At 67.7% G+C, this 25560-nt stretch carries 26 protein-coding genes; 13 read left to right on the top strand and 13 right to left on the bottom strand.

What is annotated here, in order from left to right; translation table 11 throughout:
- The first annotated feature begins 8 nt into the window (after positions 1-8).
- Entirely contained in the window at positions 9-584 is a 576-nt protein-coding gene (locus AC1RR5_RS03815; RefSeq protein WP_492919757.1) for a hypothetical protein, read from the top strand.
- Positions 585-590: 6 nt separating this feature from the next.
- Here the strand turns inward: AC1RR5_RS03815 and AC1RR5_RS03810 are convergent, their stop codons facing one another.
- Positions 591-1220 (bottom strand): TetR/AcrR family transcriptional regulator, encoded by a 630-nt coding sequence (locus AC1RR5_RS03810; RefSeq protein ID WP_492919756.1) that lies wholly within the window; start codon positions 1218-1220, stop codon positions 591-593.
- Between the two features lie 274 nt (positions 1221-1494).
- Between AC1RR5_RS03810 and AC1RR5_RS03805 the strand changes: the two genes are divergently transcribed.
- Both AC1RR5_RS03805 and AC1RR5_RS03800 read left to right on the top strand, forming a co-directional pair.
- Entirely contained in the window at positions 1495-2337 is an 843-nt protein-coding gene (locus tag AC1RR5_RS03805) for a UDP-2,3-diacylglucosamine diphosphatase (RefSeq protein ID WP_492919755.1), read from the top strand.
- Positions 2337-3428 (top strand): glycosyltransferase family 4 protein, encoded by a 1092-nt coding sequence (locus AC1RR5_RS03800; RefSeq protein WP_492919754.1) that lies wholly within the window; start codon positions 2337-2339, stop codon positions 3426-3428. The genes AC1RR5_RS03805 and AC1RR5_RS03800 overlap by 1 nt, the downstream gene beginning before the upstream one ends.
- Here AC1RR5_RS03800 and AC1RR5_RS03795 read toward each other — a convergent pair.
- The 7 genes from AC1RR5_RS03795 to phnC all read right to left on the bottom strand — a co-directional run bounded on the left by AC1RR5_RS03795 (position 3425) and on the right by phnC (position 10529).
- Complete coding sequence (locus tag AC1RR5_RS03795) at positions 3425-3742, bottom strand: hypothetical protein (RefSeq protein WP_492919753.1); 318 nt, start codon at positions 3740-3742, stop codon at positions 3425-3427. The genes AC1RR5_RS03800 and AC1RR5_RS03795 overlap by 4 nt on opposite strands.
- Positions 3743-5056 (bottom strand): hemolysin family protein, encoded by a 1314-nt coding sequence (locus tag AC1RR5_RS03790; protein WP_492919752.1) that lies wholly within the window; start codon positions 5054-5056, stop codon positions 3743-3745.
- A 145-nt stretch (positions 5057-5201) separates the two neighbouring features.
- On the bottom strand, positions 5202-6245 hold the full coding sequence (locus AC1RR5_RS03785) for a substrate-binding domain-containing protein (protein ID WP_492919751.1): 1044 nt from the start codon (positions 6243-6245) through the stop codon (positions 5202-5204).
- A gap of 75 nt (positions 6246-6320) precedes the next feature.
- On the bottom strand, positions 6321-7580 hold the full coding sequence (locus AC1RR5_RS03780; protein ID WP_492919750.1) for an OprO/OprP family phosphate-selective porin: 1260 nt from the start codon (positions 7578-7580) through the stop codon (positions 6321-6323).
- Between the two features lie 278 nt (positions 7581-7858).
- On the bottom strand, positions 7859-8674 hold the full coding sequence (gene phnE, locus AC1RR5_RS03775; protein WP_492919749.1) for a phosphonate ABC transporter, permease protein PhnE: 816 nt from the start codon (positions 8672-8674) through the stop codon (positions 7859-7861).
- Positions 8675-8682: 8 nt separating this feature from the next.
- A complete protein-coding gene (gene phnD, locus AC1RR5_RS03770; RefSeq protein ID WP_492919748.1) occupies positions 8683-9723 on the bottom strand; it encodes a phosphate/phosphite/phosphonate ABC transporter substrate-binding protein in 1041 nt (346 codons plus the stop codon).
- Positions 9720-10529, bottom strand: a complete 810-nt coding sequence (gene phnC / locus AC1RR5_RS03765) for a phosphonate ABC transporter ATP-binding protein (RefSeq protein WP_492919747.1) — start codon at positions 10527-10529, stop codon at positions 9720-9722. The genes phnD and phnC overlap by 4 nt, the downstream gene beginning before the upstream one ends.
- A gap of 349 nt (positions 10530-10878) precedes the next feature.
- On the opposite strand from phnC, the gene AC1RR5_RS03760 reads away from it, so the two are divergent.
- The 8 genes from AC1RR5_RS03760 to AC1RR5_RS03725 all read left to right on the top strand — a co-directional run bounded on the left by AC1RR5_RS03760 (position 10879) and on the right by AC1RR5_RS03725 (position 18551).
- On the top strand, positions 10879-12138 hold the full coding sequence (locus AC1RR5_RS03760) for a type III PLP-dependent enzyme (RefSeq protein WP_492919746.1): 1260 nt from the start codon (positions 10879-10881) through the stop codon (positions 12136-12138).
- Positions 12139-12266: 128 nt separating this feature from the next.
- Positions 12267-13994, top strand: coding sequence for a hypothetical protein (locus AC1RR5_RS03755; protein ID WP_492919745.1), 1728 nt, complete (start codon positions 12267-12269; stop codon positions 13992-13994).
- A gap of 90 nt (positions 13995-14084) precedes the next feature.
- Positions 14085-15137, top strand: coding sequence for a 1,9-bis(guanidino)-5-aza-nonane synthase (locus AC1RR5_RS03750; protein ID WP_492919744.1), 1053 nt, complete (start codon positions 14085-14087; stop codon positions 15135-15137).
- Positions 15138-15199: 62 nt separating this feature from the next.
- A complete protein-coding gene (locus AC1RR5_RS03745; protein ID WP_492919743.1) occupies positions 15200-15973 on the top strand; it encodes an acid phosphatase in 774 nt (257 codons plus the stop codon).
- Positions 15974-15993: 20 nt separating this feature from the next.
- Positions 15994-16782, top strand: coding sequence for an acid phosphatase (locus AC1RR5_RS03740; protein ID WP_492919742.1), 789 nt, complete (start codon positions 15994-15996; stop codon positions 16780-16782).
- Between the two features lie 35 nt (positions 16783-16817).
- A complete protein-coding gene (locus AC1RR5_RS03735; protein ID WP_492919741.1) occupies positions 16818-17309 on the top strand; it encodes a transcriptional repressor in 492 nt (163 codons plus the stop codon).
- 52 nt (positions 17310-17361) lie between these two features.
- The gene (locus tag AC1RR5_RS03730) at positions 17362-17535 is read left to right on the top strand and encodes a hypothetical protein (protein WP_492919740.1); all 174 of its coding nucleotides are present in this window, start codon (positions 17362-17364) and stop codon (positions 17533-17535) included.
- Positions 17536-17606: 71 nt separating this feature from the next.
- A complete protein-coding gene (locus tag AC1RR5_RS03725) occupies positions 17607-18551 on the top strand; it encodes a thioesterase family protein (protein ID WP_492919739.1) in 945 nt (314 codons plus the stop codon).
- On the opposite strand, the gene AC1RR5_RS03720 is transcribed toward AC1RR5_RS03725, so the two are convergent.
- Entirely contained in the window at positions 18548-19438 is an 891-nt protein-coding gene (locus AC1RR5_RS03720) for an alpha/beta fold hydrolase (RefSeq protein ID WP_492919738.1), read from the bottom strand. The two genes, AC1RR5_RS03725 and AC1RR5_RS03720, sit on opposite strands and share 4 nt — an antisense overlap.
- A 70-nt stretch (positions 19439-19508) precedes the next feature.
- On the opposite strand from AC1RR5_RS03720, the gene AC1RR5_RS03715 reads away from it, so the two are divergent.
- Positions 19509-19943: a DUF488 domain-containing protein gene (locus AC1RR5_RS03715; RefSeq protein WP_492919737.1), complete on the top strand. Its 435-nt coding sequence runs from the start codon at positions 19509-19511 to the stop codon at positions 19941-19943.
- A 3-nt stretch (positions 19944-19946) separates the two neighbouring features.
- Here AC1RR5_RS03715 and AC1RR5_RS03710 read toward each other — a convergent pair whose 3' ends face one another.
- Positions 19947-20735, bottom strand: coding sequence for an SH3 domain-containing protein (locus tag AC1RR5_RS03710; RefSeq protein WP_492919736.1), 789 nt, complete (start codon positions 20733-20735; stop codon positions 19947-19949).
- 88 nt (positions 20736-20823) lie between these two features.
- On the opposite strand from AC1RR5_RS03710, the gene AC1RR5_RS03705 reads away from it, so the two are divergent.
- The gene (locus tag AC1RR5_RS03705) at positions 20824-21684 is read left to right on the top strand and encodes a crotonase/enoyl-CoA hydratase family protein (RefSeq protein ID WP_492919735.1); all 861 of its coding nucleotides are present in this window, start codon (positions 20824-20826) and stop codon (positions 21682-21684) included.
- Positions 21685-21878: 194 nt separating this feature from the next.
- Here the strand turns inward: AC1RR5_RS03705 and AC1RR5_RS03700 are convergent, their stop codons facing one another.
- The 3 genes from AC1RR5_RS03700 to AC1RR5_RS03690 form a co-directional block, all read right to left on the bottom strand.
- Complete coding sequence (locus tag AC1RR5_RS03700) at positions 21879-23309, bottom strand: alpha/beta hydrolase (RefSeq protein WP_492919734.1); 1431 nt, start codon at positions 23307-23309, stop codon at positions 21879-21881.
- Between the two features lie 76 nt (positions 23310-23385).
- Positions 23386-24147 carry a MipA/OmpV family protein gene (locus tag AC1RR5_RS03695; protein WP_492919733.1) on the bottom strand — a complete coding sequence of 254 codons (762 nt, stop codon included), beginning with the start codon at positions 24145-24147 and terminating at the stop codon, positions 23386-23388.
- A gap of 67 nt (positions 24148-24214) precedes the next feature.
- Entirely contained in the window at positions 24215-25453 is a 1239-nt protein-coding gene (locus AC1RR5_RS03690; protein WP_492919732.1) for a pentapeptide repeat-containing protein, read from the bottom strand.
- Between the last annotated feature and the right edge of the window lie 107 nt (positions 25454-25560).

The following is a 25560-nucleotide window of genomic DNA, read 5'->3' as shown; positions in this document are numbered from 1 at the left end:
TTTCGGTTATGAAAAACGCTCGCCGCACGCTGTCGCTTCTGGCCGCCGCCGTCACCGTGGGCGCGGTCGGCATCCAACAAGTCCGCGCCGCCGCGACGGTCGAGGCCGACTATTACAGCCCGCTGGAAGCGTTCGGCGACGTCTGCATCAAGTCGACCGACCACGGCGAGATGCTGCGCAAGGTCAGGATCAAGGGCTGGGAACCCCTCCAGGGCGACGCCGTCCCGGCGATGGTGCGCGGCAATGACGTCGTCCGCCTCGCCGAGGTGCGCCGAGGCCAGATCGCCGGCCAGCCCGTGATCCTGACGGTCGGGGACTATACCGGCACGTCGTACTGCGAGGTCTACTTTCCCTCGACCGACACCGCCGCCATGCAGAAGCAGCTGCGCTACATGAAGGTGCTGGGCTCGCCGCTCAGTCTGCCGGACTTCAAGGGTCCGCTGAACGTCCCCGAAGGCTGGAGCGCCATCGGCTGGCATCGCGTGGTCGGCCAGGATTGGCGCGCCGTGCACTACAGCTTCGACCCCGACGGCCAGGGTCCGAATGCGGCCTGGCAGTCGATCGAAATCACTCGGAAGAGCTAAGGCCGTCTATTCCGGCCAGAGGTCCTGGATGTCGCCCTTGCGGTTCAACATGTGGGTGGCGCGCTTGATGACCTGTAGCAGGCGCTCTTTCCGGCCGTCCTTGTCGTAGGTCAGGGTCGAGCGGGCCAGGCCTTCCAGCATGAAGCGGGCGAGGTCGCGGCTGGCCTGGAAGCGCGGGCCGGCGCCGGCGTGCAGGATCTTCACCAGATCGTCGCCGGCCTGGGCGCGGTCGAACTCGGCCTGGGCCGGGGCCAGCAGGGCGTGGATGGCCGGATCGGTGCGGCCGGCGGCCTCCAGCTCGGCGAAGGCCATGAACGGGACCGAGTGCAGCAGGTCCCAGTAGCTGTCGATCGCGTGCTCGGTGACGTCGGCGCCGCTGGGCACGCTGCCGGCGGCGGTGCGGAACAGGGTCGAGCGCTCGGCCTGGATATGGGCCACGGCGGCCTCGACCAGGGCCTCGCGGGTCGGGAAATGGTAGAGCATCGCCCCGCGCGTCAGGCCGGCCGCATCGGCGATCGCCGGGTTGGTGGCGGCATGATAGCCGATCTCGGCGATCAGGCGCATCGCCTGGTCCAGAATCCGCGCACGGGTCTTCTGCGACTTCGGGGTGTCCTTGGCGAGGCGAGCGGCGTCCATCGGGGTGACTTAGTGCGGTCGATGTTGCACCGCAACAGCTAGCCCAACCCCAAGCGGCAAAAGGGGTTGCTATTGCGTCCAGTTTTTTGACGACTGCGCTGAAATTGAGCAGTTCACGGGCTTACGTGGGGGAGGCTGAACCGCGACAACGGCAAATCGGCCGCACCACCATTTCATTAAAGCGACACGCAATCAGCTTAATCGCCAGCCGTTGGCCGCTATCTTCCGATCCGGGGACGGACTGATATCGCGGCGCCACAACGGGGGTTCGACCATGAGCGCCGACGTCGCCGTTCGCCGCTACCGTTCCGTCTTCATCAGCGACCTGCACCTGGGCACGCGCGGCTGCCAGGCAGAGCTGCTGCTGGACTTCATCCGGCATATCGAGTGCGAGAAGCTGTATCTGGTCGGTGACATCATCGACGGCTGGAAGCTACGCAGCGGCTGGTTCTGGCCCCAGGCCCACAACGACGTGGTCCAGAAGATCCTGCGCATGGCCCGCAAGGGCACCGAGGTCATCTACGTCCCCGGCAATCATGACGACCGCATCCGCGACTTCTGCGGCGTCCACTTCGGCGGCGTCATCGTGGCCCGCGACGTGATCCACGAGACGGCTGACGGCAAGCGCTACCTGGTTGTCCACGGCGACGAGTTCGACGGCGTCGTCCAGCACGCCAAGTGGCTCGCCTTCCTCGGGGATTGGTCCTATAGAACCATCCTCATGCTGAACACTGTGGTGAATCGCCTTCGGCGTCGCCTGGGGTTCGGTTACTGGAGTCTCTCGGCCTATCTGAAGGTCAAGGTGAAGAACGCGTTGCATTTCATCGAGAACTTCGAGGCCGCCGTGGCCGACGAAGCTCGGCGTCGGGGGGTGGACGGCGTGATCTGTGGTCACATCCACAAGGCCGAGATGCGTGACATCGACGGCATCCGCTACATCAACGACGGCGACTGGGTCGAAAGCTGCACGGCCCTGGCCGAGCACGCCGACGGTCATCTCGAGATCCTGGAATGGGCCAAGCTGCGGTCGTGGTCGGTGATCGATCGCGCGCGTTCGACAACCGCCTCAGCTGCTGACGGGATCGAAGAGCCGTTGCCGGAGCCTGCCGCCGCCTGATGCGAATTCTGCTTGCGACCGATGCCTGGGAACCTCAAGTCAACGGGGTGGTCCGCACCCTGAGCCGGGTGACCGAAGAACTGCGCGCCCTGGGCCACGAGGTCGACGTCGTCAGTCCGGAACAGTTCCCGACCTTCCCGCTGCCGACCTATCCCGAGATCAAGCTGGCCATCGGCGCCTACGAGCCGGTGCAGGAGCGCTTCAAGTCGTTCGAGCCCGAGGCGATCCACATCGCCACCGAGGGTCCGATCGGCCTGGCCGCCCGTCGCATCTGCCTGGAATGGAAGCTGCCGTTCACGACCAGCTACCACACCAAGTTCCCCGAGTACGTCTCGGCCCGCCTGCCGCTGCCGCTGGCGGCCGGCTACACCTACATGCGCTGGTTCCACAAGCCGTCGGGCCGCCTGATGGTGGCCACGCCGACCATGCGCGACGAACTGGCCAAGCACGGCTTCCGCAACCTGTCGCCCTGGTCGCGCGGCGTCGACACCGACATCTTCAAGCCGCGCGTGGCAGGCGATCCCGACATCTTCGAGGGCCTGGCCCGTCCGATCTTCCTCAATGTTGGCCGCGTGGCCGTCGAGAAGAACATCGAGGCCTTCGCCAGCCTGGACCTGCCCGGCACCAAGGTCGTCATCGGCGACGGCCCGCAGCGCGAAGAGCTGGCCGAGAAATATCCCGAGGTGAAGTTCCTGGGCGCCAAGTTCGGTGACGAACTGGGCCGCTACTTCGCCGGCGCGGACGTCTTCTGCTTCCCGTCCCTGACCGACACCTTCGGCCTGGTGATCCTGGAAGCCATGGCCGCCGGCGTGCCCGTGGCGGCCTTCTCGGCCCCTGGCCCGGTGGACATCATCCCCGGCTCCAACGCCGGCGTCCTGGCCCCCGGCCAGACCGACGGCCTGAAGGAAGCCTGCCTGGCGTGCCTGGACCTCGACCGCGTCGTGGTCCGCAAGTTCGCCGAGAAGTTCTCGTGGCGCTCCTGCGCCGAGGAATTCTACCGCAACCTCCAGCCCTATCCCGAGCCGGAGAAGACGCGGTTCTGGCGGCGTCTGCGCCGTCTGGCGCGCCTGCGGAAGAAGACGGCGGCCTAGGCGCCGCCCGCCCCGTCTTCGGGCGGTTTCGCCCGATAGCCCGCGCGCTCGAACGCCTCGCCGACCAGGTGCATGAAACCCACGCCGTAGACGATGGGCGCCATCCCCAGCAGCGTGACGGCCAGGGACCGTGCGTATCGCGCCGTGTCGCTGAAGCCCGAAAGGGCGAACACGAAGGTGGTGGCCCCGACGGCCAGGCCCACGATGCTCAGGGTCGGCAGAACGGCGTCACGCGCCGCGCGCCGGCCGATCGCCCTGCGCGCCTCGGGCGGCGCCGCCGCCCGTATCTCGGCCAGGCGCTGACGTAAGCCCACCTACCCCTCCAGGTCGCCCTTCTTGCGCTTGCACGGCTTGACGATGACCTTGTCGATCCGCGAGCCGTCCATGTCGACGATCTCCAGGTCGAAGGCGCCGATCTCAAGGTGTTCGCCTTCGGAGGGGATGCGGCCCAGGCGGTCCAGGATCAGGCCGGCCACGGTGTGATAGCCGCCATCGGCCTCGAAGTTCTCGCCCAGGTGATCGTTCAGTTCCTGGATGTCCAGGCGGGCGTCGATCAGCCAGCTGCCGTCGTCGCGGCGGATGATGCGCTTCTCGTCGTCGGCGTGGTCCTCGGGGAAGTCGCCGGCGATCATTTCCAGCAGGTCCAGGGGCGTGATCGCGCCCTGCAGCGAGCCGAACTCGTCGACGACCAGGGCCATGTGCAGGCTGGTCTGTTTGAAGACCGCCAGGGCCTTGAGCAGCGACATGGTCTCGGGGATGGCCACCGGCTGCTGCACGTGGGCCTTCAGGTCCAGGGGCTCATTCGAAAGGCAGGCGTCCAGCAGGTCCTTCTTGAGCACCACGCCGATGTCGCCGTCGAGATCGTCCTCGGTGGCCACCAGGATGCGCGAGTGGGCGCTGGCGCGGATCTCGCTGAGGACGGTCTCGGGGCTGTCGGCCAGCGACACCCAGAAGAGGTCGCGGCGCGGGGTCATCGCCACGCGCACGGGGCGGTCGCCCAGGCGCAGCACCTCGTTGATCATCGCCCGCTCCTCGGGCTCGATCAGGCCAGCGTCGGCGCCTTCGGCCAGGACCGCTTCCATCTCCTCGGTAGTGACGCCGTTGTTACGCTCGTCGCGCACGCCCATCAGCTTGAGGACGGCGGCGGTCGAGACGGTCAGTAGGGTCACGAACGGGCGCAGCACCATGGCCACCACGGCCAGGAACGGCGACATCTTGCGGGCGATGACGTCGGGGAACATCAGGGCTAGGCGCTTGGGCACCAGCTCGCCCAGGATCACCGAGACATAGGTCAGGCCGATGACCACGATCGTCGTGGCGATGGCTTCGGAATATTTGGCCAGGGCCGGGACGCTGGTCTCGAGCCAGGTATCCAGCGCCGCGGCGATGGTGGCCTGGCCGTAGGCGCCGGCGAAGATGCCGATCAGCGTGATGCCGACCTGGACGGCCGACAGGAAGCGCGTCGGGTGCTCGGCCATGTCGAGGGCCAGCCTGGCGCCCCTGTCTCCCCGCTCGGCGAAGCCTTGCAGGCGAGCCTTGCGGGCCGAGACGACGGCCAGCTCGGACATGGAGAAAACCCCGTTCAACAGAACGAGGAGGAAGACGACGGCGAGCGCGACGAGAATCATGGCCCTGCAGGGTCAAGGACGCGGGCCCGGACGGCGACCGCGGCGCGGGCGTGGGGAGGCCCGGCGGGTTCACTATACAAAGAAAAACGCCGCGGCCCATAGGACCGCGGCGCTCATCATACTTTGAAGTCTTCCAGGTCGCCGATTAGGCGGCCGGACGCGGCATCGTGGTCTTCTTGGCGACCACGTCCTTCTGGGCCTGGTGCTGGCCGGGGGGCAGCGGGATCAGACCGCGGCCTTGCAGGTAGCCGCCACGGCCCGTCGCGGCGTCCGAGGTGAACTCCTTCAGGAAGTCTTCCAGGCCCGGGGTCACGCCGATGTTGGCCTTCTTCACGTAGATGAAGAGGGTGCGCGACAGCGGATACGAACCGTCCGAGATCGTCTGGGCCGACGGCTTCACGCCGTTGACCGAGGCGCCCTTGATCTTGTCCATGTTCTCTTCGAGGTACGACCAGCCGAAGACGCCGACCGAACCCGGGGTCTTGGTCAGGGTGCCGACGATGGCGTTGTCGTTTTCACCGGCGTCGATCCAGCCGTCGCCGCGCAGCGGGTCGACCAGACCCTTGAACTTCTTCTCGTTGTCCGAGCGGATCGCGTCCAGGGTCGGATACTTGCGGGCGCCGGCCTCGATGGCCAGTTCCACGAAGGCGTCGCGGGTGCCCGACGTGGGCGGCGGGCCGTAGACTTGGATGCGGTTGCCCGGCAGGCCGCCGGCGACGTCGTCCCAGTTCTTGTTCGGGTTGGCCACGAACTGGCCGCCCTTCAGGACCGTCTTCGAGAGACCCATGTAGAGGTTCTCGGTCTTGAAGTTGTAGTCAGCGCCGTCCTTGTCGGTGGCGATGACGATGCCGTCGAAGCCGATACGGATCTGGATGATGTCCTTGATGCCCTTCGACGCGCAGGCGTCGAATTCGGCCTTCTTCATCGGACGCGAGGCGTTGGCGATGTCCGGGAAGCCTTCGCCGTTACCCGAGCAGAACAGCTTGATGCCGCCGCCGGTGCCGAGGCTTTCGACCTTCGGAGCCTTCTTGCCCGACTTCTTGGCGAAGTTTTCGGCGGTGCGGGTGGCGAACGGGAACACGGTCGACGAACCGGCGGCCCAGACGTAGTCGCGGGCGGCGTGAGCGGGAGCGGCGGCCAGGCCCGACAGGGCGACGGCGGCGGCCGCGCAGGACAGGAGCTTCTTCATGGTCAGTTCCTAAAGGAATGAAGCGACAGGTGATCGGGCGGGCCCATCAGGACCCGCCCGGAAGCGCGGCGTGTCTTAGAAGTCCAGCTGGGCGCGCAGCTGGAATTGCTTGATGTCGTAGTCCTGGTTCAGGCCGACGTTGTCCGACTTGCCGTCGGTGTAGTTGGCTTGGAAGCGGACGTACGAGACCGGGTAGTAGTTCAGGCCGAGGGTCCAGCCCGTGTACTTGCCGGCTTGCGACGTGGCGGTCTTGACGCGCAGGGTGTCGTAGGCGTCGCCCAGGTCGGCGTAGTCGTAGCGGACGGCCAGCTCGATGCCGCCCATGCCGCCGGCCGTGACCGGGTTCAGGATCTTCGGACGCTTGAACTCGCCAGCGGCCGGATCGTAGTTGCGCATCTCGCCGGTCGGCCAGAACGAAGCGAAGGCGTAACCCACCTTGACCTTCGGGTCGGCGCCGACGCCAGCGCCGCCGATGCGGGTGACGTCGATGTTCGAGTACTCGCCCTGGACCGAGAACGGACCGTGGACGTAGGCGCCTTCCAGAGCCAGCGTCTTGTCGCGGTTGCCGATGGCGCCCGTGGTGTAGAACGTGGTGCCGTTGGTGTAGGCGGTCGTCGTGCGGCCCGTGTAGGCGAAGGCGCCTTCATCACCGCGGTTGCGGTAGCGGTACGAAGCGGCGACGTGCAGCTTGTCGGTGTCGGTGTTGATCGGAGCCCAGTGAGCGCGGGCGGTCAGGCCGAAGCGCTCCTTGCTGTCGGCGCCGGCGTTGGCGACGTCGGCGGTGTTGATGCTGTTGCCTTGGACGGCGAACGTGGCCGAGTAGTTGAAGCCCTGGTACTTGGCGACCGCGCTGACCAGGTAGCTGTCGACGCCGAAGTCACCGTACGGACCACGGTCCATGAAGGTGATGAAGCGGGTCGAGGTCAGGTTTTCGAGACCAGCGGCCTTGATGTTCCCGAACAGCAGCGAGACTTGTTCGTTCGGCTTGTACTCGATGACGACGTCGTCCCACGAGGCCGCGCCACCGTTCACCCAGCCGCCTTCGGCCTTGTAGGCGAAGTAGTTGTTCAGCTTGCCTTCGACGCCCAGGAACACCTGGCGACCGCGCCAGTTGCTGGTCTTGAAGTCGCCGCCGGGGCCGTCACGGCTGACGTCCTGGTTGACGTAGTCCACCAGGATCCGACCACGGAACTTGAACGCCACGTCGTCATTGCTGAACTGCGGAGCGCCGCTCCACTTGTAGCTCATGTCCTGGGCTTGGGCCGCGACGCCCAGACCCAGGGCGAGCGCGACGCCCAGCGCCGAACCGGCGACCAGCGAGGTCTTGCTGCTCATGTGAGATATCCCCTTGAAGGTGCCCCTGCCTCTCTCACCCAGTCGTGGGCGGGATCAGGATGTTTGCGGGCTTACCGAGGGGGCGTGACGGTTCCGCCACCGATTTATGACAGGCCGACGACAAGCCTTTTCAAGGCGTTAAGCTGTGTCTCTGGCGCAACAAACCGAAAATGGGGAGCGGCCTGAAAACTCCGTCCACCGACGGCTATGGGTGCAAAACAAAACCGCCTCCCTCGCGGGGCGAGGGAGGCGGCTTCGGGCTGCGAAAGCAGGAAGGTCTACAGCAGACGCGTACGGATGATCTGCGACAGCAGGTCGATCAACGACACGGCCACAACGATGACCAGCACGATGCAGCCGGTCTGGTCGTACTGGAACGCGTTGACGCTATCGAGCAACACCTGGCCGACGCCGCCGGCGCCGATCAGCCCCAGCACGGTGGCCGAGCGGCTGGACGATTCGAAGCGATACAGCGCGTAGCTGGTCCACAGCGGGGCCACCTGCGGGATCACGCCCCAGACGACTTCCTGCAGCTTCACCGCGCCGGTGGCCCGCACGCCCTCGACCGGCCCCTTGTCGATCGACTCGACGGCCTCGGCGAACAGCTTGGCCAGCACGCCGCCGGTGTTGAACATCAGGGCCATGACGCCGGCGAAGGGGCCAAGGCCCACGGCGGTGATGAAGATCAGCGCCACCACCAGGTCGGGAATCGAGCGGATCAGGTCCAGGATCCGGCGCACCGGCTGCTGGATCCACACCGGCGTGATGTTGCGCGCGCCCAGCAGGCCCAGCGGGATGGCGACGATGATGGCCAGGAACGTGCCCCACAGCGCCATCTGAATCGTCTGCCACATCTTGCCGACGTACAGGCCCCAGTCGGCGGCCATGAACGCCTTGGGATCGGTGAACGGCGAGAAGAAGCCTTCGGCGAACTCCCGCATCCGTCCCGCCTCGCTGAACAGCTGCGGGAACTTGTCGATCTCGGCCGGCTTGAAGCTGATGATCAGCAGCATGGCCACGCCGCCCCAGATCAGGGCGTCGAAGGCCATGGCCGTCGTCGACCGCTTGGGCGGGGCCGGAATGGTCTCGCTCATCGAGGGCCTCAGTTGGCCGCGGGAGCCACGACGGGCGCAGCCAGGCCGGCCTTGCCCTCGGCGGCGACGCGCTCGGCCTTGATGCCGTCCAGGGCCTTCTGGGCCGCGGCGATCTTGGCCTGGTCGCCGGTTTCCCTGGCCAGGCCCAGGCCTTCCAGCGCTTCCATCTCGCGGACCACCAGCAGGTGGCTGTTGTCGGCCGGCTTGAAGCCGCCCATCGACAGCTTGGCCAGGTTGGCGCGCTGCGTGGCGGCCTCGGGCGTGTCGCCCTGGCCGTAGGTCAGGAAGAACTGGCGCAGCTTTTCCTTCACGGCAGGGTCCAGGTCCTTGCGCCAGACGATCGGATCCTCGGGCAGGGTCGGCGATTCCCAGATCACCTTGACCTTGCCGGTCTTGTTGTCCGAGCGGGCGGCGTTCAGGCGCAGGGCCGTGGTGTTGTTGGTCGAGGCGTCCAGCTTGTGGTTGGCCACGGCGGCCAGGTTGGCGTCATGGCTGGCGCTGAGCACGGTCTTGAAGCAGTTCTCGGGCTTCACGCCGGCCGGGATGAACACGTAGGTCATCGGCGCCAGGGTGCCCGAGGTCGACTTCTTGTCGCCGATGCCGAAGTTCAGCGCCTTGTCGCACTTCAGCAGGCCTTCCAGGGTCAGCTTGCTGTCGGCCGGGACGATGATCACCGACTTGTAGCCGTCGGTGCCCGACGGGTCGAAGGTGCGGGCGAAGACCTCGCCGCCCGAACGGCGCACGGCTTCCAGGCCCGACTGGTTCGAGAACCAGCCCAGGTCCGTCTGCTTGGCGCCCATGGCGACGATCAGCGACGAGTAGTTGGATGAGAAGAACGGCTTCACCTTGAGGCCGGTCTGCTTTTCCATGTCGGCCAGGATGGGCTTCCAGTAGCCCTCCATGTTCTGGGCCGACTCGGTCGACAGGATCGAGAAGGTGACCGTGTCCTTGGCGGCCGACGTGGTCGCGGACTTCTGGCCGCACGCGACGAGCGTGAGGGCCGAGAGGCCGGCGGCGGCGATGGCGAAAGCCGAACGGCGGCTGATCATTGCGGGGCTCCTTCCCAGAACACGTCCTCGAATTCCGGGCCGTAGATATCGATGAGTTGTTCGCGCTTCAGGCCCTCGGCCGGGCCGTCATAGACCTTCTGCCCGGCCTTCAGGGCCACGACCCGGTCGCAGTAGCGCAGGGCGTAGTCCACCTGGTGCAGAGTGACGACGACGGTCAGGCCGTCGGTCTTGTTGAGATCGCGCAGGATCTCCATGACCTTGCGGGCAGAAACGGGATCCAGCGAGGCCACCGGCTCGTCGGCGAGAATGATCTTGGCCTTCTGGACCAGGGCGCGGGCGATGGCGCCGCGCTGCTGCTGGCCGCCAGACAGGGTGTTGGCGCGCTGGGCGGCGTAGTCCGCCACGCCGACACGGGCCAGGGCCGCCATCGCCGCCTCGCGGGTTTCCTTCGGCCAGGCCCCGAACAGGCCCCGCACGAACGGGATGCGCCCCAGCGAGCCCAGGGCCACGTTGGAGAACAGCGACAGCCGGCCGACCAGGTTGAACTGCTGGGCGATGAAGCCGATGCGGATGCGCGCCTTGCGCACCTCACCCGACACCTTGCCCTTGGCCTGCACCGGTCCGCCGAAGGCGGTGATGACGCCCCCCTCTTCCCCTTTGGCACCCTCATCGATGGTCTGCAGACCATCGATCGAGCGCAGAAGCGTGGATTTCCCGGAGCCCGAAGGGCCGATGAGCGCAATCATCTCGCCCCGACCGACGTCGAGGGAGACTTGGTCCAGCGCTCGCCTCGACCCGAAGGTCTTGGACGCGGCGCGGATCGAGAGAACTGGGTCCGACGTCATGGTCGGGGCGAATCCTTAACGTGGTTTCGGTGCTTGGGAAATGCGATCTCCGGTTTGGGGAAGGTTCGCAATGGATTTGTGACAGCCCGAGCCTCTTATCGGGTTCGGATGCCCCCCATCCGAACCCGATAAGAGGCTCGGCGTTTTTACTTGGAGCGCGCTCGGGCGGCGAAACCGCTCACACTTTCGCCTCGCGCGCCCCCTGGGCCAATTCGCCTCAAACCGGGGCCGCAAAAGGGACTTTACATCCCGGAACAATGCCCCTATCTCGCTCGGCTCCGGCGGACCCGAAGTCCTAAACGCTGCTAACGCCGGCCTGGGTTTAACTTCCAACAGGGGGTTACGTGAATTGCGCACGTACCAATCTCCCCTGGACCTGGTCCGTGAGCGGTCACCGGAACGTCCCGTCGCACTCGTGCGGCCTGACGCGGTTTCCGTAGCTGCGCGCTGGTTCCAGTCCGAATTTAAGGGCGACGTCTTTTATGCGGTGAAGGCCAACCCTTCGCCGTGGGTGATCCGTGAGCTGGCGCAAGCCGGCGTCCGGTCCTTCGACGTCGCATCGCTGAACGAGATCGAACTCGTGGCTCAAGAAGCCCCGGGCTCGCGCATGGCCTTCATGCACCCGGTCAAGAGCCGCGCCGCCATCTCGGCCGCGTATTTCGACCACGGCGTGAAGACCTTCTCGTTCGACACGCACGAAGAGCTGGCCAAGATCCTGGACTCCACGGGCCAGGCCAAGGACCTCAACCTGATCGTCCGCATGGGCGTGCAGGCCGAGGGCGCGGCCTACAGCCTGTCGGGCAAGTTCGGCGTCGAGCCGCACAACGCCCCGGGCCTGCTGCTGGCCGCGCGTCGCGCCACGCAGGACCTGATGGGTCTGAGCTTCCACGTCGGCAGCCAGTGCATGCGCCCGACGGCGTACCAAGCCGCGATGGCCCAGGCCTCGCGCGCCCTGGTCCGCGCCGGCGTGCTGGCCGATGTCGTCGACGTCGGCGGCGGCTTCCCGTCGATCTATCCGGGCATGGCCCCGCCGGAACTCTCCGAGTACCTGGCGGCCATCGACCGCGGCTTCTCCGAGATGATGGTCCACGAGAGCACGCAGCTCTGGTGCGAGCCGGGCCGCGCCCTGGTGGCCGAGGCCTCGTCGCTGCTGGTCAAGGTCGAGCTGAAGAAGGGCGACGCGCTTTATCTGAACGACGGGTCGTACGGCTCGCTGTTCGACGCCGCGCACATGAAGTGGCCCTTCCCGGTCAAGCTGTACCGCAAGAACGGCGAAGTCGTGGAAGAAGGCCTCAAGCCCTTCCGCTTCTACGGCCCGACCTGCGACAGCGTCGACCACATGCCCGGCCCGTTCTACCTGCCGGAAAGCGTCGACGAGGGCGACTACATCGAGATCGGCATGCTGGGCGCCTATGGCGTCGCCATGTCGACCCGCTTCAACGGCTTCGGCGAGACCGACACCGCGGAAGTGCAGGACGCTCCGATGGCCTCGATGTACGGCCTGGCCAAGCGCTCGATCCCGGCGGTCCGCCAGGAGAACGAGGAGCGCAAGATCGTCCGCTTCTCGCGCCCCAAGGGCGCGGCCGGCAAGCGCAAGCGCCGCCGCTAAGGCGGACTAGCTTTCAAGAAGAGGCGGGACCGAAAGGCTCCCGCCTCTTTTTTTCGCCGCAGACCTCAGCCTAAGGTGGAGCTGGGCCGCCTTCGAGCACGCCCACATCGTGGCGTAGGGAGCGTGGCGTGAAGCTTTGGCGCGAGACGATACGAGGCTGGCCGCTCGCGATCGTGGTTCTGCTGCTCGTCTCCGGCCTGCTGTTGGCCCAGCCGCTGGCGCACGGCGCGGGCTGGAGCCACAGCTACATATTCAACGCCGCCTGGACGCTGGAATTCGGCGACGCCCTGAGCCAGGGCCGGCTACCGCCCCGCTGGCTGTATGGCGGATTCCACGGGCTGGGCGCGCCGTCGTTCTACTACTACCCGCCGCTGGCCTTCTACGTGACGTCGCTGGTGAGAGCGCTGTCGGGCGGCGACCACGCCCACGTCCTGGCCTGGGCCTCATACGCCATGACCGCGGCCTCGGGCCTGACCATGTTCGCCTGGCTGCGCGGCAAGACCGGCGATGCCTGGGCTCTGGCCGGGGCCGTCGCCTACATCCTCGCGCCCTATCACCAGGTCGACTATTTCGTGCGCGGGGCCCTGGGCGAGACGGCGGCCTATGCCGTGGTCCCGTTCGCGATGCTGGCGCTGGAGCGGACGGCCGCCTCGTGGCGCTGGATCCCTGGCCTGGCCTTCGGTTACGCCCTGCTGATCACCGCCCACCTGGTCATCGCCATGCTGGTCAGCGTCGGAGTGATCTCGCTGTATGCGGCCTGGCTGGTCTGGAAGGCCCCGGCCGATCAGCGCCTGGCCGTCGCCGCGCGCGGGGCGGCCGGCGCCCTGCTGGGCGTGGCCATGGCCGCCAGCTACCTCGGTCCCGCCGTCCTGATGCAGCGCTACGCCTCGCTGAGCTGGATGTGGGTCACCGCGCCCTACGATCCCTACAACTGGGCCCTGCTGCGGCCGGATCTCTGGCCCTTCCGGCCGTTTTCCGACGCCATGGCCTGGCTGGGCTGGGGGACCGGCGCCCTGGGGCTGGCGGCGATCCTGGCCGTGGCCGGGCGGACGCTGCCCGAGCGCCTGCGAGAGGCGGCGCTGTGGGGCGCGATCACCCTGGCCGGCTGGCTGCTCTACGCCCTGCCCTGGGTCTGGCACGGCCCCACCGGCCTGCTGCTGGGCAAGGCCCAGTTCGCCTACCGCCTGCTGCTGGGCATGGAGTTCGCGGCCGTCACCGCCGTCGTCCTGGCCGCCGCCGGCGGTCGCTGGCTGCGCGTGCTGGTTCTGGCGTTGCTGTGCCTCGTCCCGCTGAAGCACGGCCTGGACATCAATCGCGAAGACATCGCCATGCACCGCGAAGGCCGGGGCGACCACAACCAGTTCATCAGCGACCAGATCTCCACCCGCTTCAGTCCGCAGGAGCACCTGCCCGCCGGGGTCGACCTCACCTCGCCGCGTTTCCGCGACCTGAAGACGATGAGCGGCTTCGCCGATCTGCCCGACGCCGCGCCGACCGATCCGTCGGCGGCCCGTATCGTCCGCACCGGCTCGACGCGCGACGGCACGGTGGTCGTGGCGCTGGAGGCCGACCGCCCGACCCGCATCGTGCTGAAACGCTTCTATTTCCCGACCTGGCGGGCCTATCGCGTGCAGGACGGCAAGGACCCCGCCGTGGCCGTCGCCCCGTTCGGCCGCGAGCGCCTGCTGTCGTTCGAGGCCGACGCGGGGTCTCACATCTACCGGATCAGAATCGAGCGTTCGGCGTTGGAAAAGGTCTGCGACACCCTTTCCGTTCTGGCGATCCTGGCCGCTCTGGCGCTTTTGTGCCCCAGCGTCATGGAAAGACTTAAAAAATTTCGCAAAGCGGCTATATAGCCGCCCTCATTGAACACCCTCTCGCCGGTCGCTCCGTCCCGGCGTGCCTAACGGGTCACGACGGGCGCTCACCTTCAGAGGATCCTCTGTATGAACGCTCCCGTTCCGAACAACCAAAAAGCCGAACTGCTGCAGAAGACCGTCGAGCACATCGACATCGCGTCGTTCGACGCCCGTCCGATCATCGACGCCATGCGCAAGATGTCGTTCAGCTCGCGCGACACCGCCCGCGCCGCCGACATCTTCAACATGGCCCTGGCCGACAAGGGCTGCTCGCCCTGGCTGATCCTGGCCGGTTCGACCTCGGCCGGCGGCTGCATGCACGTGTACCGCGACATGGTGAAGAACGGCATGATCGACGCCGTGGTCGCCACCGGCGCCTCGATCGTCGACATGGATTTCTTCGAAGCCCTGGGCTTCAAGCACTACCAGGCCGCCGGCCCGGTCGACGACAACGTGCTGCGCGACAACTACATCGACCGCATCTACGACACCTATATCGACGAGGAAGAGCTCCAGAACTGCGATCACACGATCCTGGAGATCTGCAACCTGCTGGAGCCGCGCGCCTACTCGTCGCGTGAGTTCATCTGGGAGATGGGCAAGTGGCTGTCGGAAGGCAACGCCAAGAAGCCCGGCTCGCTGATCCAGACCGCCTATGAAGAAGGCGTGCCGATCTTCTGCCCGGCCTTCGTCGACAGCTCGGCCGGTTTCGGCCTGGTCAAGCACCAGAAGGAACGCATCGCCGAGGGCAAGCCCTACCTGATGATCGACGCGGTCGCGGACTTCCGTGAACTGACCGACATCAAGATCGCGGCCGGCACCACCGGCCTGTTCATGGTCGGCGGCGGCGTGCCGAAGAACTTCGCGCAGGACACCGTCGTCTGCGCCGAGATCCTCGGCGTCGAGGCCGACATGCACAAGTACGCCATCCAGATCACGGTCGCCGACGTGCGCGACGGCGCCTGCTCGTCGTCGACGCTGAAGGAAGCCGCTTCGTGGGGCAAGGTCGACACCACCTACGAACAGATGGTCTTCGCCGAAGCCACCACGGTGGTGCCGCTGATCGCCTCGGACGCCTACTGGCGCAAGGCCTGGGAAGGCCGTGAAAAGCCGCGCTGGAACAAGCTGTTCGGCAAGTAAGCTTGATCCGACTCTAACGAAAATGCAGGGTCCCCGGAGTTGCTCCGGGGGCCCTTTTTCATATGCGTGTTCTGGCCCTCGTCGCCGTCCTGACCCTGACGGGTTGCGCCACGCTGAGCGGGGACGCCGCTGCGCCCAGCCGCTACCTGGCCAAGAGTGTCTATGACGCGCGCGCCCATCTGGATCCGCCGCCCGCCAAGGGCTCGCCCCAGGCGGAGAAGGATCGCCAGATCTTCCGCGCCACCCGCGCCCTGGAAGGCTCTCCGCGCTGGTCCCTGGCCCAGGCCGACAATGTCGAGGAGAACGTCCTCGACGGCTTCTCCTGCGCGCTGGGCTTCACCCCGACGAGGGCGAGCACGCCGAAGCTGGCGGCCATGCTGCTGCGGGTCAGCGGTGACGTGCGCCCGGCGGTGGCGGGGCCGAAAATGAAGTACCGCCGACCGCGTCCGTTCCGCTCCGAGAACGGTCCGCTGTGCATCAAGCCCGGCCTGGGCTTCTCGCTGTCGCCCGACTATCCGTCCGGCCACTCGACCTGGGGCTGGACCGTGGGCCTGATCCTGGCCGAGGCCGCGCCCGATCGCGCCGAGGCCATCCTGGCCCGCGCCCGGGGCTTTGGCGAAAGCCGCATCGTCTGCGGCGTGCACAACGCCAGCTCCGTCGAGGCCGGCAAGCGCAACGCCGAAGGCCTGTTCGCCGCCTTGTGGGCCTCGGACGCCTTCAAGGCCGACCTGGCCGCCGTGCGCGCCGAGCTGGACGCCGCCCGCGCCAAGGCGACGCCTCCCGAGCCGGGCCGCTGCACCGCCGAGGCCAACCTGCTCAGCGCGCCGCTGCAATGACCCGACCGAGGATCCCGTCCATGCGCATCAAGCTCGCCCTGGCCGCCGGCGCGGCGATGGTCGTCGCCGCCTCCAGCCTGGCCTTCGCCCGCCAGGACGCCCCCGCGCCGAAGGGCTACCTGCCGGCCGGCGCCATCGACACCGCCCAGGTCCTGCCGCCCGCGCCCAAGGAAGGCGAGCCGCGCTACGAGGCCGACCGCAAGGTGTTCCTGGCGACCCGCGCCCTGAAGGACAGCCCGCGCTGGACCCCGGCCCAGAACGACGTCGACGAACGCAAGATCGTCGCCGACTTCAGCTGCGCCCTGGGCTTCACCCCCGATCCGCAAAAGCTGCCAAAGCTGACTGGCCTGCTGATGAAGCTGCGCTTCGACGTGATCGACGCGGTCAACAAGCCCAAGGACCTCTATCAGAGGAAGCGCCCCTACCTGATCGACGAGGGTCCGATCTGCGTCGACAAGACCGCGGGCCTGGCCAAGAGCCCGGACTATCCGTCGGGCCACACCACCTGGGGCTGGACCGTCGGCCTGATCCTGGCCGAGGCCGATCCCGCCCACGCTACCGCGATCCTGACCCGCGCCCGCGCCTTCGGTGAGAGCCGCGTGGTCTGCGGCGTGCACAACGCCAGCGCCGTCGAGGCCGGTCGCACCAACGCCTCGGCCCTGGTCGCGGCGTTGCATGGCTCCAAGGCCTTCCGTGACGACCTGGACGGCGTGCGCGCCGAACTGGCGCAGGTTCGCAGCAGCGCCGTTGCAGCCCCCGCCGCCCAGTGCTCGGTCGAGCAAGCTCTGGTCGCGAAAACCCCGTGGTAGTTGCGAACATGTTCGCGGGCCTCTACCTCTAGGCCATGGCCCATACCGGTTCCGCCTGCGGACACGATCATCACAATCACGGCGTCGCGGGCGCCGCGCTCGCCGCCGAACTCCACGCGGCCGAAGCCCGCTGTTCGGCCGCCGAGCAGCGCCTGACCGCGCCCCGCCGCCGCGTGCTGGAACTGCTGCTGCAGGCTGGCCAACCGGTGAAGGCCTATGACCTGATCTCGACCTTCGGGGGCGACGGCCCGCCGGCCAAGCCGCCGACCGTCTATCGCGCCCTCGACTTCCTGGAGAAGCAGGGCTTCGCCCACCGGATCGAGAGCCTCAACGCCTATGTCGCCTGCCGCAAGGAAGCCGACGGCCACGCCGCCGCCTTCCTGATCTGCGACTGTTGCGGCGCGACCCGCGAGATCGAGCCCAAGGCCAGCGCCGAGATCATCGCCGCCGGCGCCGCGGCCGGTTATGCCCTGACCGCCGTCACCATCGAGGCCCACGGCCTCTGCGCCGATTGCCAAGGCGCCTGATCGGAACCTCCCCCGCCGCGCACGGTTGTCTTTAGGCAAAAGGGAGATCGCCATGGCGCAGCAGTCCAATACCGACGGCCGCGAGAAGAACGAGGCCGAACCGCTGGGCGACTTCACGGCGCTGGGCGGCAAGAAGGCTGTCGAGAAGACCGGCGAGGAATCCCGCAAGCGCGCAGGGCCGGATGGCCCCGACGCCAAGGAAATCGGCGACACGTTCAAGCGATAGCGCCGCGATTGCGGAGCTCGCGCGAACCCCGCTAGACTCGAACGACCGTTCACCCTCGTTCGAGACGCCGTATGACCGCTGAAGTCCTCCCCGGCGTCGAGATCTGGCGCGGTGGCGTCAACACCTGGGACTGCGACGAGATGGGGCACATGAACGTGCGCCACTACGTCGTGCGGGCCATGGAAGGCCTGATCGGCATGGCCGCCGAACTGGGCCTGCCGCACGCCTTCTCGCCCTATGCCAACGCCACCCTGCTGGTGAAAGAACACCACATCCGCTTCCTGCGCGAAGCCCATGCCGGCGCGCCGCTCACCATGCTGGGCGGGGTGATCGAGATGGGCGAAACGGACGCCAGGATCCTGCAGCTGCTGATCCACCCGGCCTCGGGCGAACTGGCGGCGACCTTCCAGACCACCGTGATCCACGCCACCCCCGGCGAGGGCCAGCCCTTCCCCTGGCCCCGCATCGCCCGCGAGCGCGCCGAGGCCCTGAAGGTCGAGGTCCCGGAAAAGGCCCGCGCCCGCAGCATCGACCTTTCCGCTTTTGAGCCCACCGCCAGCCTCGAGCGCGCCGACCAGCTGAACCTGTCGCGCATCGGCCTGGGCGGTTTCCTGCCATCGGACTGCGACGTCTTCGGCCGCATGCGCGCCGAGCAGTTCATCGGCCGCGTCTCGGATGGCATCGGCGCCTTCATCCATCCGTTCCGCGACGTGGTGGTCGAGCATGCCGAGTACAAACCGGCCCGCATGGGCGGCGCGGTTCTCGAATACCGCATCGCCTACCTGGCCTGGCCACGCGCCGGCGACCGCGTCGACATCCGCTCGGGCCTGGTCAGCACCGACAGCCGTACGATGCGCGTGGCCCACTGGATGCTCGACCCGGCGACGGGCGAGCCGTGGGGCGCCTCCGAGGCGGTGGCGATCACCTTCGACCTGGACGCGCGCAAGGTGGTGCCGGTGACCGACGCGGCGCGGACAGCTCTGGCCAAGCACGAGGTCGAGGGGCTGGCGCTCTAAGCCGTCGCCATATCGAACAGCGCGTCCCGCACCACATCCGGCCGCTCCATGGGCAGGAAGTGGCTCGTGCCCTCGATCACCTCGATCCGCACATCCTTGCCGCGCCGCGCGAAGCCGTCGCCGGCCATGCAGGTGGAATGCTTCTCGGCCTTCAGGATCCGCACCGGGGCCTTCACCTGGCGCACCGCGCGCCAGGGGTCGTGGGCCTGGGCGGCGTAGTTCGAGGCTTCCCAGGCAGGCGCGCAGGCCAGTTCGACCTGGCCGTCGTCGCGCTCGACGAAGCCGCCAGCGACATAGTCGGCCAGCATGGTCTCGGGCCAGGTCTTGAAGGCGCCTCGGCCCTTGTAGCCGGCGAACACCGCCTCGCGGCTGTCGAACACCGCCCGGCGGCGCAGGGCCGACTGGACCAGCGGCATGTGTTTCCACAGCCGGCCCGAGGTCCACGGCGCCCTGGCGCACAGGGTCGCCAGCCACGGCATGATCACCGGATCCAGCAGAACGAGGCCCTTCACCCGGTTCGGGCGCTCGGCGGCCGTCAGCAGGCTGACCGTGCCGCCCATCGAGTGGCCGGCCAGCACCAGCGGCGGTCCGTCCAGGGCGTCGAGCAGGCCGATCAGGTCATCCCGCAGGTCGCGCCACGAACGGCGGCCGTCAGGATTGACCGCCAGGGTCGTGCCGCCATGGCCGCGCTGGTCGATGGCCAGGACCCGCAGGCCGGCCGCCAGAGGCGACAGCAGCACGCGGTAGGTCTGGGCGTTGAAGCCGTTGGCGTGCACGAAGACGACGTCGATCGGCCGATCCGTCGGCCCGAACTCCAGGGCCGCGATCTCGCCGCCGGGGACGGCCACGGCGCGCTTGCGAGGTTCGCGAAAGACGGCCGCGTCCATGGGCGTGGCTCCTTGAGACTGATGGGCGTTAAGGTAGGCCCGCGACGACCGCGCGTCCATGGAGACACGGATGAATAAGCTTGCCACCATCGGCTACGAGACCAGCACCCAGGGCGGCATGATCGAGCGGCTGAAGGCGGCGGATGTCCAGCTGGTGATCGACGTCCGCGCCGTGGCCAGCTCGCGCAAGGCCGGCTTCTCCAAAACGCTGCTGGGAAGCAGCCTCAAGGACCAGGGCATCGACTATCTGCACCTGCGCCCCCTGGGCACGCCCAAGCCCGGCCGCGAGGCCGCGCGGGCGGGGCGCATCGACGAGATGCATCAGATCTTCAACGCCCACCTGGAAGAGCCCGAGGCCGTCCTGGCGCTCGCCCAGGCGACGGAGCTGGCCAAAACAAAAAGGGTCGCCCTCCTTTGCTACGAGGACGACCCCAATTGCTGTCACCGCCAGATCGTGGCGGATCGCATCCGCCAGACCCTGAAGTGCGAGGTGGTGGACCTCTAGACCTTAGGCCTGGGTCACCTGCCACTCACCGCGGTTGTCCTTGCAGGCGCTGTAGCGCTGGCTGGACGTCCCCTGGCCGCCGCCGGCGACCGAGGCGTCGATCACCCGGCAGCTGGCGACCTGCTGGCCGGTCGGGCGCACCAGCGAGGCAGCGGCGTAGCCGACCGCGTAGCCGCCGCGGCCCACCAGCACCCAGCCGCCCGTCGGGGCCACGCCCAGGGCGTCGAAGCTTTCACCGGCCGCGACCTTGCCGACCACCTTGGCCTTGGTCGACGGGCCGCCGCGCAGGTTGGCGTTCGAACTGGCGACATAGGCGCCGCCGGCGGCCTCATAGCTGGGCAGGCTCTGCACGCCCGAGGCGTAGCGCAGCGAGCGACCGTCGACCGGCGGGCCGTAGCTGGACGAGATCACGCTGATGCGGCCCGAATTGCCGGTGCGGCTGTTGGACCAGGTCTGGGCGACGCCGGTTTCCAGGGCCTTCTTGGTGGCCTGCTCGGCCAGGGCTGCGTCGGTCGACTGCATGCGGCAGCCGATATAGCCGCCCGCCGCCGCGCCGGCGGCCGCACCGACCAGGGTCCCGATGGTCTTGTTCTTCTTGGAGACCTTGTTGCCCAGCAGGGCGCCGGCGGCCGCGCCGATCAGGGCCCCGCCTTCCTGCTTGCCGCCCGAGCCTTCGCAGGCGAACAGGCCGCCCAGGCCACGCGATTGGGCCAGCGCCGGCGCGGGCGCGGCGGCCAGCCCACCAACCGTGGCGGCAATCGCAAGAGCGGCGGAGAATTTGCGGGTGGTCATGGCGGAGTTCCTCTTCCGTCAGGTCAATGTTGTCGCCGCCCTCGCCCCGGTCGATAGTCCGTTATCAATGATAAGGGAGAACCCGGGCATGAGCGGTCAAGATCAAGCGGACTATAGCTGTTTCAAGGTCGAGATCGAGGCCGGTGTCGCGCACATCCAGTTGAAGCGGCCCGAAGCCATGAACACCATGACACGGCCGTTCTGGAACGAGCTTCCCGCAATTGTAAAACATATTGACGACAACGCGCTGGCGCGCTGCATCGTGATCTCCTCTACCGGCAAGCACTTCAGCGCCGGCATGGATCTTTCGGTGTTCACCGACGACGAGAGCGTTACCGCTACCCGCGACGGCGACCGCTGGGTGGCCGCCGAGAGCTTCCGCCGCTTCGTGCACGTGCTGCAGGACAGCTTCAGCTGCCTGGACAAGGCCCGCATGCCGGTGATCATCGCCATCCAGGGCGGCTGCATCGGCGGGGCGGTCGACTTCGTCAGCGCCTGTGACATCCGCTACGCCAGCGCCGACGCCTTCTTCCAGATCCAGGAAATCAACATCGGCATGACCGCCGACGTCGGCACCTTCCCGCGCCTGTGCAAGCTGATCCCCGAGGGCTGGGTGCGCGAACTGGCCTACACCGGCCGCCGCCTGCCCGCCCAGCGCGCCAAGGAGATCGGCCTGGTCAATGAGGTGTTCGACACCCACGAGGCCCTGGTCGACCACGCCCTGGCGACCGCGCGCGAGATCGCGCAAAAGTCGCCCCTGGCCGTCGCTGGCAGCAAGGTGATGATCAACTACGCCCGCGACCACACCATCGCCGACGCCCTCGACTACATCGCCACCTGGCAGACCGGCATGTTCTCGGGCCCGCACATGGCCGAGGCCTTCACCGCCAAGGCCCAGAAGCGGGACGCGGTGTATCCGGACCTGCTGCCGCTGAAGAAGAAGATGTAGGGGGCGAAGAGCTCCCTACTGTCAAAAATTACTCCGTCATTCCCGCCCTTGTGGCGGGAACCCCTCTATTCGCCGCACGTGCAGGAGGGGCGGACTGCTCAGCAGTTCGCTAGCGCCTCACGTGTCAGCTGAACCAGGGTTTCCCGCCACAAGGGCGGGAATGACGGTGATTTGGGTAGTGGCTTCAGCACCCACTACTCGTACGTGAACATCATCGCCTCATCCGCCGCCGGCAGGCAGCTGCGGTCGACGGGTTTGGTCGGGTCCTGGAAGAAGGACCGGATCGCCTTGCGGGCACAGGGGCTGCCGCGGCTGACGCCGTGGGTGGCGTTGGTGACGATCACCACCTGCGAGCCCTGGTAGCCCTTGGACGCGCTTTTGGTCAGTTCAGGCGGGCAGCCGGGGTCGATCTCGGCGGCCAGGAACAGGGTCGGGATGGCGGTCTTCACCGGGGCCTGCTCGACAGGCGAGATCGGTCCGACATCGATGGCCTTGCAGACGTCGTGGATGCGCTGCATCGACACCACCATCAGGCGGGCGACCGGGTCGTTCTCCGTGCCCTTGGCGACGTCCGCGCGGGCCTCGAACGGGATCTCTTCCTTGCACAGGTGGGTCATGAACTGGCCCTCGCTGTAGTAGTCGCGGCTCTCGACGAAGTCGGCGACCGGCGAGACGTCGCCCTGGATGATCTTCCACAGGTCGCGCGGCAGCACGCCGGCGGTGAAGTAGCTGGCGTCCATCAGATAGCCGCCCAGGTCGTCGGCGTTGTAGGTCTTGCCGTTGATGGTCTGCGGGCCGGCCAGCCAGCGCTCGGCGACCACCGCCAGCTTGGCCTTCAGGTCGGGATACCGCTTGGCGCACTCGGCCACGACCGCGCACTTGGCCATGACGATGTCGATCGAGCTGGAGACCATGGCCGGACCGCCGATGGTCCAGTCGGCCTCGGGCGGCCAGGGCGAGTCCTGGACCACGGCCCGCACGCCCTGCGGCGCGTGGGTCTGGATCGCCGCCTCGATGCGGGTGCCGTACGAGCCGCCGAACAGGTCGATCAGCGGCAGCTTCAGCACCTGGCGCAAGTCCTGGACGTCCTTGGCCACCTCGACGGCGTTGTAGCGCGACAGGTTCACGCCCTTGGCCTGGAAGGCCTTGAGGCAGGCGACGATGCCGTCGGCGTCCTTGTCGGACGGCGGGCCGGCGTCGGTCAGGTTCGTGCCCGGGCAGTCCAGGTTAGGGTTCGACAGACCCCCGCCGCGCTGGTCGATGAAGATCCAGTCCTGGTCGGCGGCGACGAATTCGCGCGAGGTCTTGCTCTTGAGCATGCGCGGCAGGCCCTTCAGGGCCGAGCCGCCGGGACCGCCGTGCAGATAGACCACCGGCGGCAGACCGGCCTTGGGTTGGGCCGCCCTGACGATGGCCACGGCCACCGTGATGCGACGGCTCTTGGGATCGCCGCGCGTCTCGTCGACGACCAGGTTGCCGCATTGGACCTTGAGGTCGACGTCCTTGTAGTCGCCGACGCAGGCCGTCTTCACGAAGCGCGGGGCGGCGGCGTGGGCGGCGCCCGCCAAGGCGGTGAGGGCCAGCGCGCCGGTGGCGGCAGCGGCGATCCAGGACAGGCGCGACATCGAAGACTCCGGTGGTTTCGCGTGCATCAACACCAAGGTTAACGCCCACCGCAAGGCTTCAGTGCACGGATATCCGCTAGAACCGGTAGGAGACCGACAGCACCGCCGACGGCTGTGTCGGGTCGAAGACGATCGGGCTCTTCCGGGCGTCGCCCGTCAGCTTGCTCACCGAGGCCGTCGCGCCCAGGCTGACCTGATCGGTCAGGCGATAGCTGGCGGTCAGCGAGGCCGAGACGTCCTTGATGCCGCCGCCGGGCCGATAGGCCGCCAGGCCAGAGCCCGTCGCCTGGGCGGCGCTGACGCCGAAATAGCTTCGGGTATAGGCCCCGTCGGCCCAGGTAGCGCCGATGCTAGGAATGATGGCCAGCCGGTCGGAGGGGCGGAACGGCATGGCCAGGGTCGCATCGACCAGCGCGCCATCGATATCGCCCGACAGCACCTTGGTCGCGCCCAGGCTGGCCACGAGCATGCCGGCCTTCACGTCGGCCGAAATCCGCGCTCCGGCCCCGCCCGACACCCGGCCGATGCCGGCCGGCGCGTCGCGACGGCGGTAACCCGGCACGAAGGTGACGCTGGCTCCGACATCCACGGTGTCGCCATCGACGAGGTTGGCCCCGATCCCCCGGCGCGCGCTAGCGAAGAAGCGGCCGTACTTCAGGTCGATCACCGGGAACGGCAGGACGCGATAGTCCTCGGCGCCTTGGTAGGCCGGGGCGTAGATCACTGCGCCGCCGACGACGGTACGGTTTTGGCCACGATCTTGGGCGCCGGCCTTAGTGGCGAGGCTCACGGCGGTGAGCACGCAGAGCAGCGTGATTGGGGTCAGGGCGTGGATCATACTGCCTCCCTACAGAAGTCTCGTGTCGGATCACCGACAGATACGACTGCAACGCAGAGACAGATGCTTAGGCGCCGCTAAAACCGGTCGGCATTTCGGCCCCGGTCAGGTCGGCGCCGTCCAGCTTGGCGCTGGAGAGATCGGCCTCGATGAAGCGCGCACGCTGGGCGCTGACGCCGCGCAGATTGGCGCCGCGCAGCACGGCGCGGGTCAGGTCGGTGCGGATCACCCGGTCCTCGCCGATCTTCAGCGGCCCCAGCTTGGCGCCCGAGAGGTCGGCGCGGGCCAGCTGGGCGTCCATCAGCCGAGCGCCGCGCAGGTCAGCGCCCTTCAGCTTTGTGCCGCGCAGGTCGGCGCCGGCCAGGTTCGCGCCTTGCAGCTGGGCGTTCTCCAGGTCCATGCCGAAGAACACCGCCTTGGGCGCGTAGAGGCCGCTGAGCCGACGATCCTTCAGGCGCTTGAGCGGGCGGAAGTCGACGTCGGTCAGCACCCCGACCTTGCCGTCGCGGCCATCGGTCTTGCAGAACAGCTCGTGGGCCTCCAGCACCTCGTGCAGGGGCTGGTCGTCGACATAGATGATCGGCGGCGGGGCGCGTAGCACCTCGGTCAGGTCGGCGTCGCGCAGGTCCGCGCCGCTGACGTCGACGCCCACCATCACCGCGCGGCGCAGGGACACCTGGGACATCTCGGCATTGTGCAGATTGGCGCCCGACAGGTTGACCCCGTCCATGCAGGCCTTGGTCAGCTTGGCGCCCTGCAGGGTGACGTTCGACAGGTCGGCGTCGGTGAAGTCGGCCTGGCGCGCGAACGCCCCCGACATCTGGGCGCCATTCAGGTTGGCCCCCTGCAGCATGGCGTAGTCCAGCTCGCCCGGCCGCTTGGAGTGCTCCAGGATCCGCAGGCCCTTCTCGTCGTCCTGCACGGCGGTGACGCCCTCGCGCAGGTCGCAATTGGCCAGGTTCGCGCCGCCCAGGTTCGCGCCGCGCAGGCAGGCGCCACGCATGTCGCAGCGCGACAGGTCGGCGTCGCGCAGGTCGCTGTCGCGCAGGTCGGTCCCGTACAGGGTCGCGCGCGTCAGCTTGGCGCCGCGCAGCGATGCCCCGCCCAGCAGGGCGCCCGTCAGGTCGGCTTCGGAGAGATCGACCCCATCCAGCTCGTAATTGTTCAGATTGACGTACTGCAGCACCGCGCGCCGGCCCTTGGGCAGGCCCTTGATGTAACGCCCATGCGCTTCCACCATCTCCCGCACCACAGAGGCGTGAAGATTGCGGATCAGGCTGGGTCGTGAGGACGCGGCGGTCGACATCGTGCGGTCTGAAGACGCTCGGAAGGAAGCTGATGGGATACGCGGGAAACGACGCTCACCGTGTCACATCAGCTTTAAGCAAACGTTCAGACCGCGGCCGAAAGTCG

The sequence above is a fragment of the Caulobacter sp. GW821-FHT11E11 genome, from assembly GCF_058808315.1.
This window is presented reverse-complemented; position numbering and strand designations above follow the sequence as displayed.

Excerpts from the sequence above, each read along its gene's own strand:
- AC1RR5_RS03805 (WP_492919755.1), top strand. The coding sequence starts at position 1,495 with ATGAGCGCCGACGTCGCCGTTCGCCGCTACCGTTCCGTCTTCATCAGC.
- AC1RR5_RS03700 (WP_492919734.1), bottom strand. The coding sequence starts at position 23,309 with ATGTCGCGCCTGTCCTGGATCGCCGCTGCCGCCACCGGCGCGCTGGCC.
- phnE (WP_492919749.1), bottom strand. The coding sequence starts at position 8,674 with ATGAGCGAGACCATTCCGGCCCCGCCCAAGCGGTCGACGACGGCCATG.
- AC1RR5_RS03730 (WP_492919740.1), top strand. The coding sequence starts at position 17,362 with ATGGCGCAGCAGTCCAATACCGACGGCCGCGAGAAGAACGAGGCCGAA.
- phnC (WP_492919747.1), bottom strand. The coding sequence starts at position 10,529 with ATGACGTCGGACCCAGTTCTCTCGATCCGCGCCGCGTCCAAGACCTTC.
- AC1RR5_RS03705 (WP_492919735.1), top strand. The coding sequence starts at position 20,824 with ATGAGCGGTCAAGATCAAGCGGACTATAGCTGTTTCAAGGTCGAGATC.
- AC1RR5_RS03815 (WP_492919757.1), top strand. The coding sequence starts at position 9 with ATGAAAAACGCTCGCCGCACGCTGTCGCTTCTGGCCGCCGCCGTCACC.
- AC1RR5_RS03695 (WP_492919733.1), bottom strand. The coding sequence starts at position 24,147 with ATGATCCACGCCCTGACCCCAATCACGCTGCTCTGCGTGCTCACCGCC.
- AC1RR5_RS03790 (WP_492919752.1), bottom strand. The coding sequence starts at position 5,056 with ATGATTCTCGTCGCGCTCGCCGTCGTCTTCCTCCTCGTTCTGTTGAAC.
- AC1RR5_RS03710 (WP_492919736.1), bottom strand. The coding sequence starts at position 20,735 with ATGACCACCCGCAAATTCTCCGCCGCTCTTGCGATTGCCGCCACGGTT.
- AC1RR5_RS03780 (WP_492919750.1), bottom strand. The coding sequence starts at position 7,580 with ATGAGCAGCAAGACCTCGCTGGTCGCCGGTTCGGCGCTGGGCGTCGCG.
- AC1RR5_RS03715 (WP_492919737.1), top strand. The coding sequence starts at position 19,509 with ATGAATAAGCTTGCCACCATCGGCTACGAGACCAGCACCCAGGGCGGC.
- AC1RR5_RS03800 (WP_492919754.1), top strand. The coding sequence starts at position 2,337 with ATGCGAATTCTGCTTGCGACCGATGCCTGGGAACCTCAAGTCAACGGG.
- AC1RR5_RS03745 (WP_492919743.1), top strand. The coding sequence starts at position 15,200 with ATGCGTGTTCTGGCCCTCGTCGCCGTCCTGACCCTGACGGGTTGCGCC.
- AC1RR5_RS03720 (WP_492919738.1), bottom strand. The coding sequence starts at position 19,438 with ATGGACGCGGCCGTCTTTCGCGAACCTCGCAAGCGCGCCGTGGCCGTC.
- AC1RR5_RS03785 (WP_492919751.1), bottom strand. The coding sequence starts at position 6,245 with ATGAAGAAGCTCCTGTCCTGCGCGGCCGCCGCCGTCGCCCTGTCGGGC.
- AC1RR5_RS03740 (WP_492919742.1), top strand. The coding sequence starts at position 15,994 with ATGCGCATCAAGCTCGCCCTGGCCGCCGGCGCGGCGATGGTCGTCGCC.
- AC1RR5_RS03750 (WP_492919744.1), top strand. The coding sequence starts at position 14,085 with ATGAACGCTCCCGTTCCGAACAACCAAAAAGCCGAACTGCTGCAGAAG.
- AC1RR5_RS03690 (WP_492919732.1), bottom strand. The coding sequence starts at position 25,453 with ATGTCGACCGCCGCGTCCTCACGACCCAGCCTGATCCGCAATCTTCAC.
- AC1RR5_RS03735 (WP_492919741.1), top strand. The coding sequence starts at position 16,818 with ATGGCCCATACCGGTTCCGCCTGCGGACACGATCATCACAATCACGGC.
- AC1RR5_RS03725 (WP_492919739.1), top strand. The coding sequence starts at position 17,607 with ATGACCGCTGAAGTCCTCCCCGGCGTCGAGATCTGGCGCGGTGGCGTC.
- AC1RR5_RS03810 (WP_492919756.1), bottom strand. The coding sequence starts at position 1,220 with ATGGACGCCGCTCGCCTCGCCAAGGACACCCCGAAGTCGCAGAAGACC.
- phnD (WP_492919748.1), bottom strand. The coding sequence starts at position 9,723 with ATGATCAGCCGCCGTTCGGCTTTCGCCATCGCCGCCGCCGGCCTCTCG.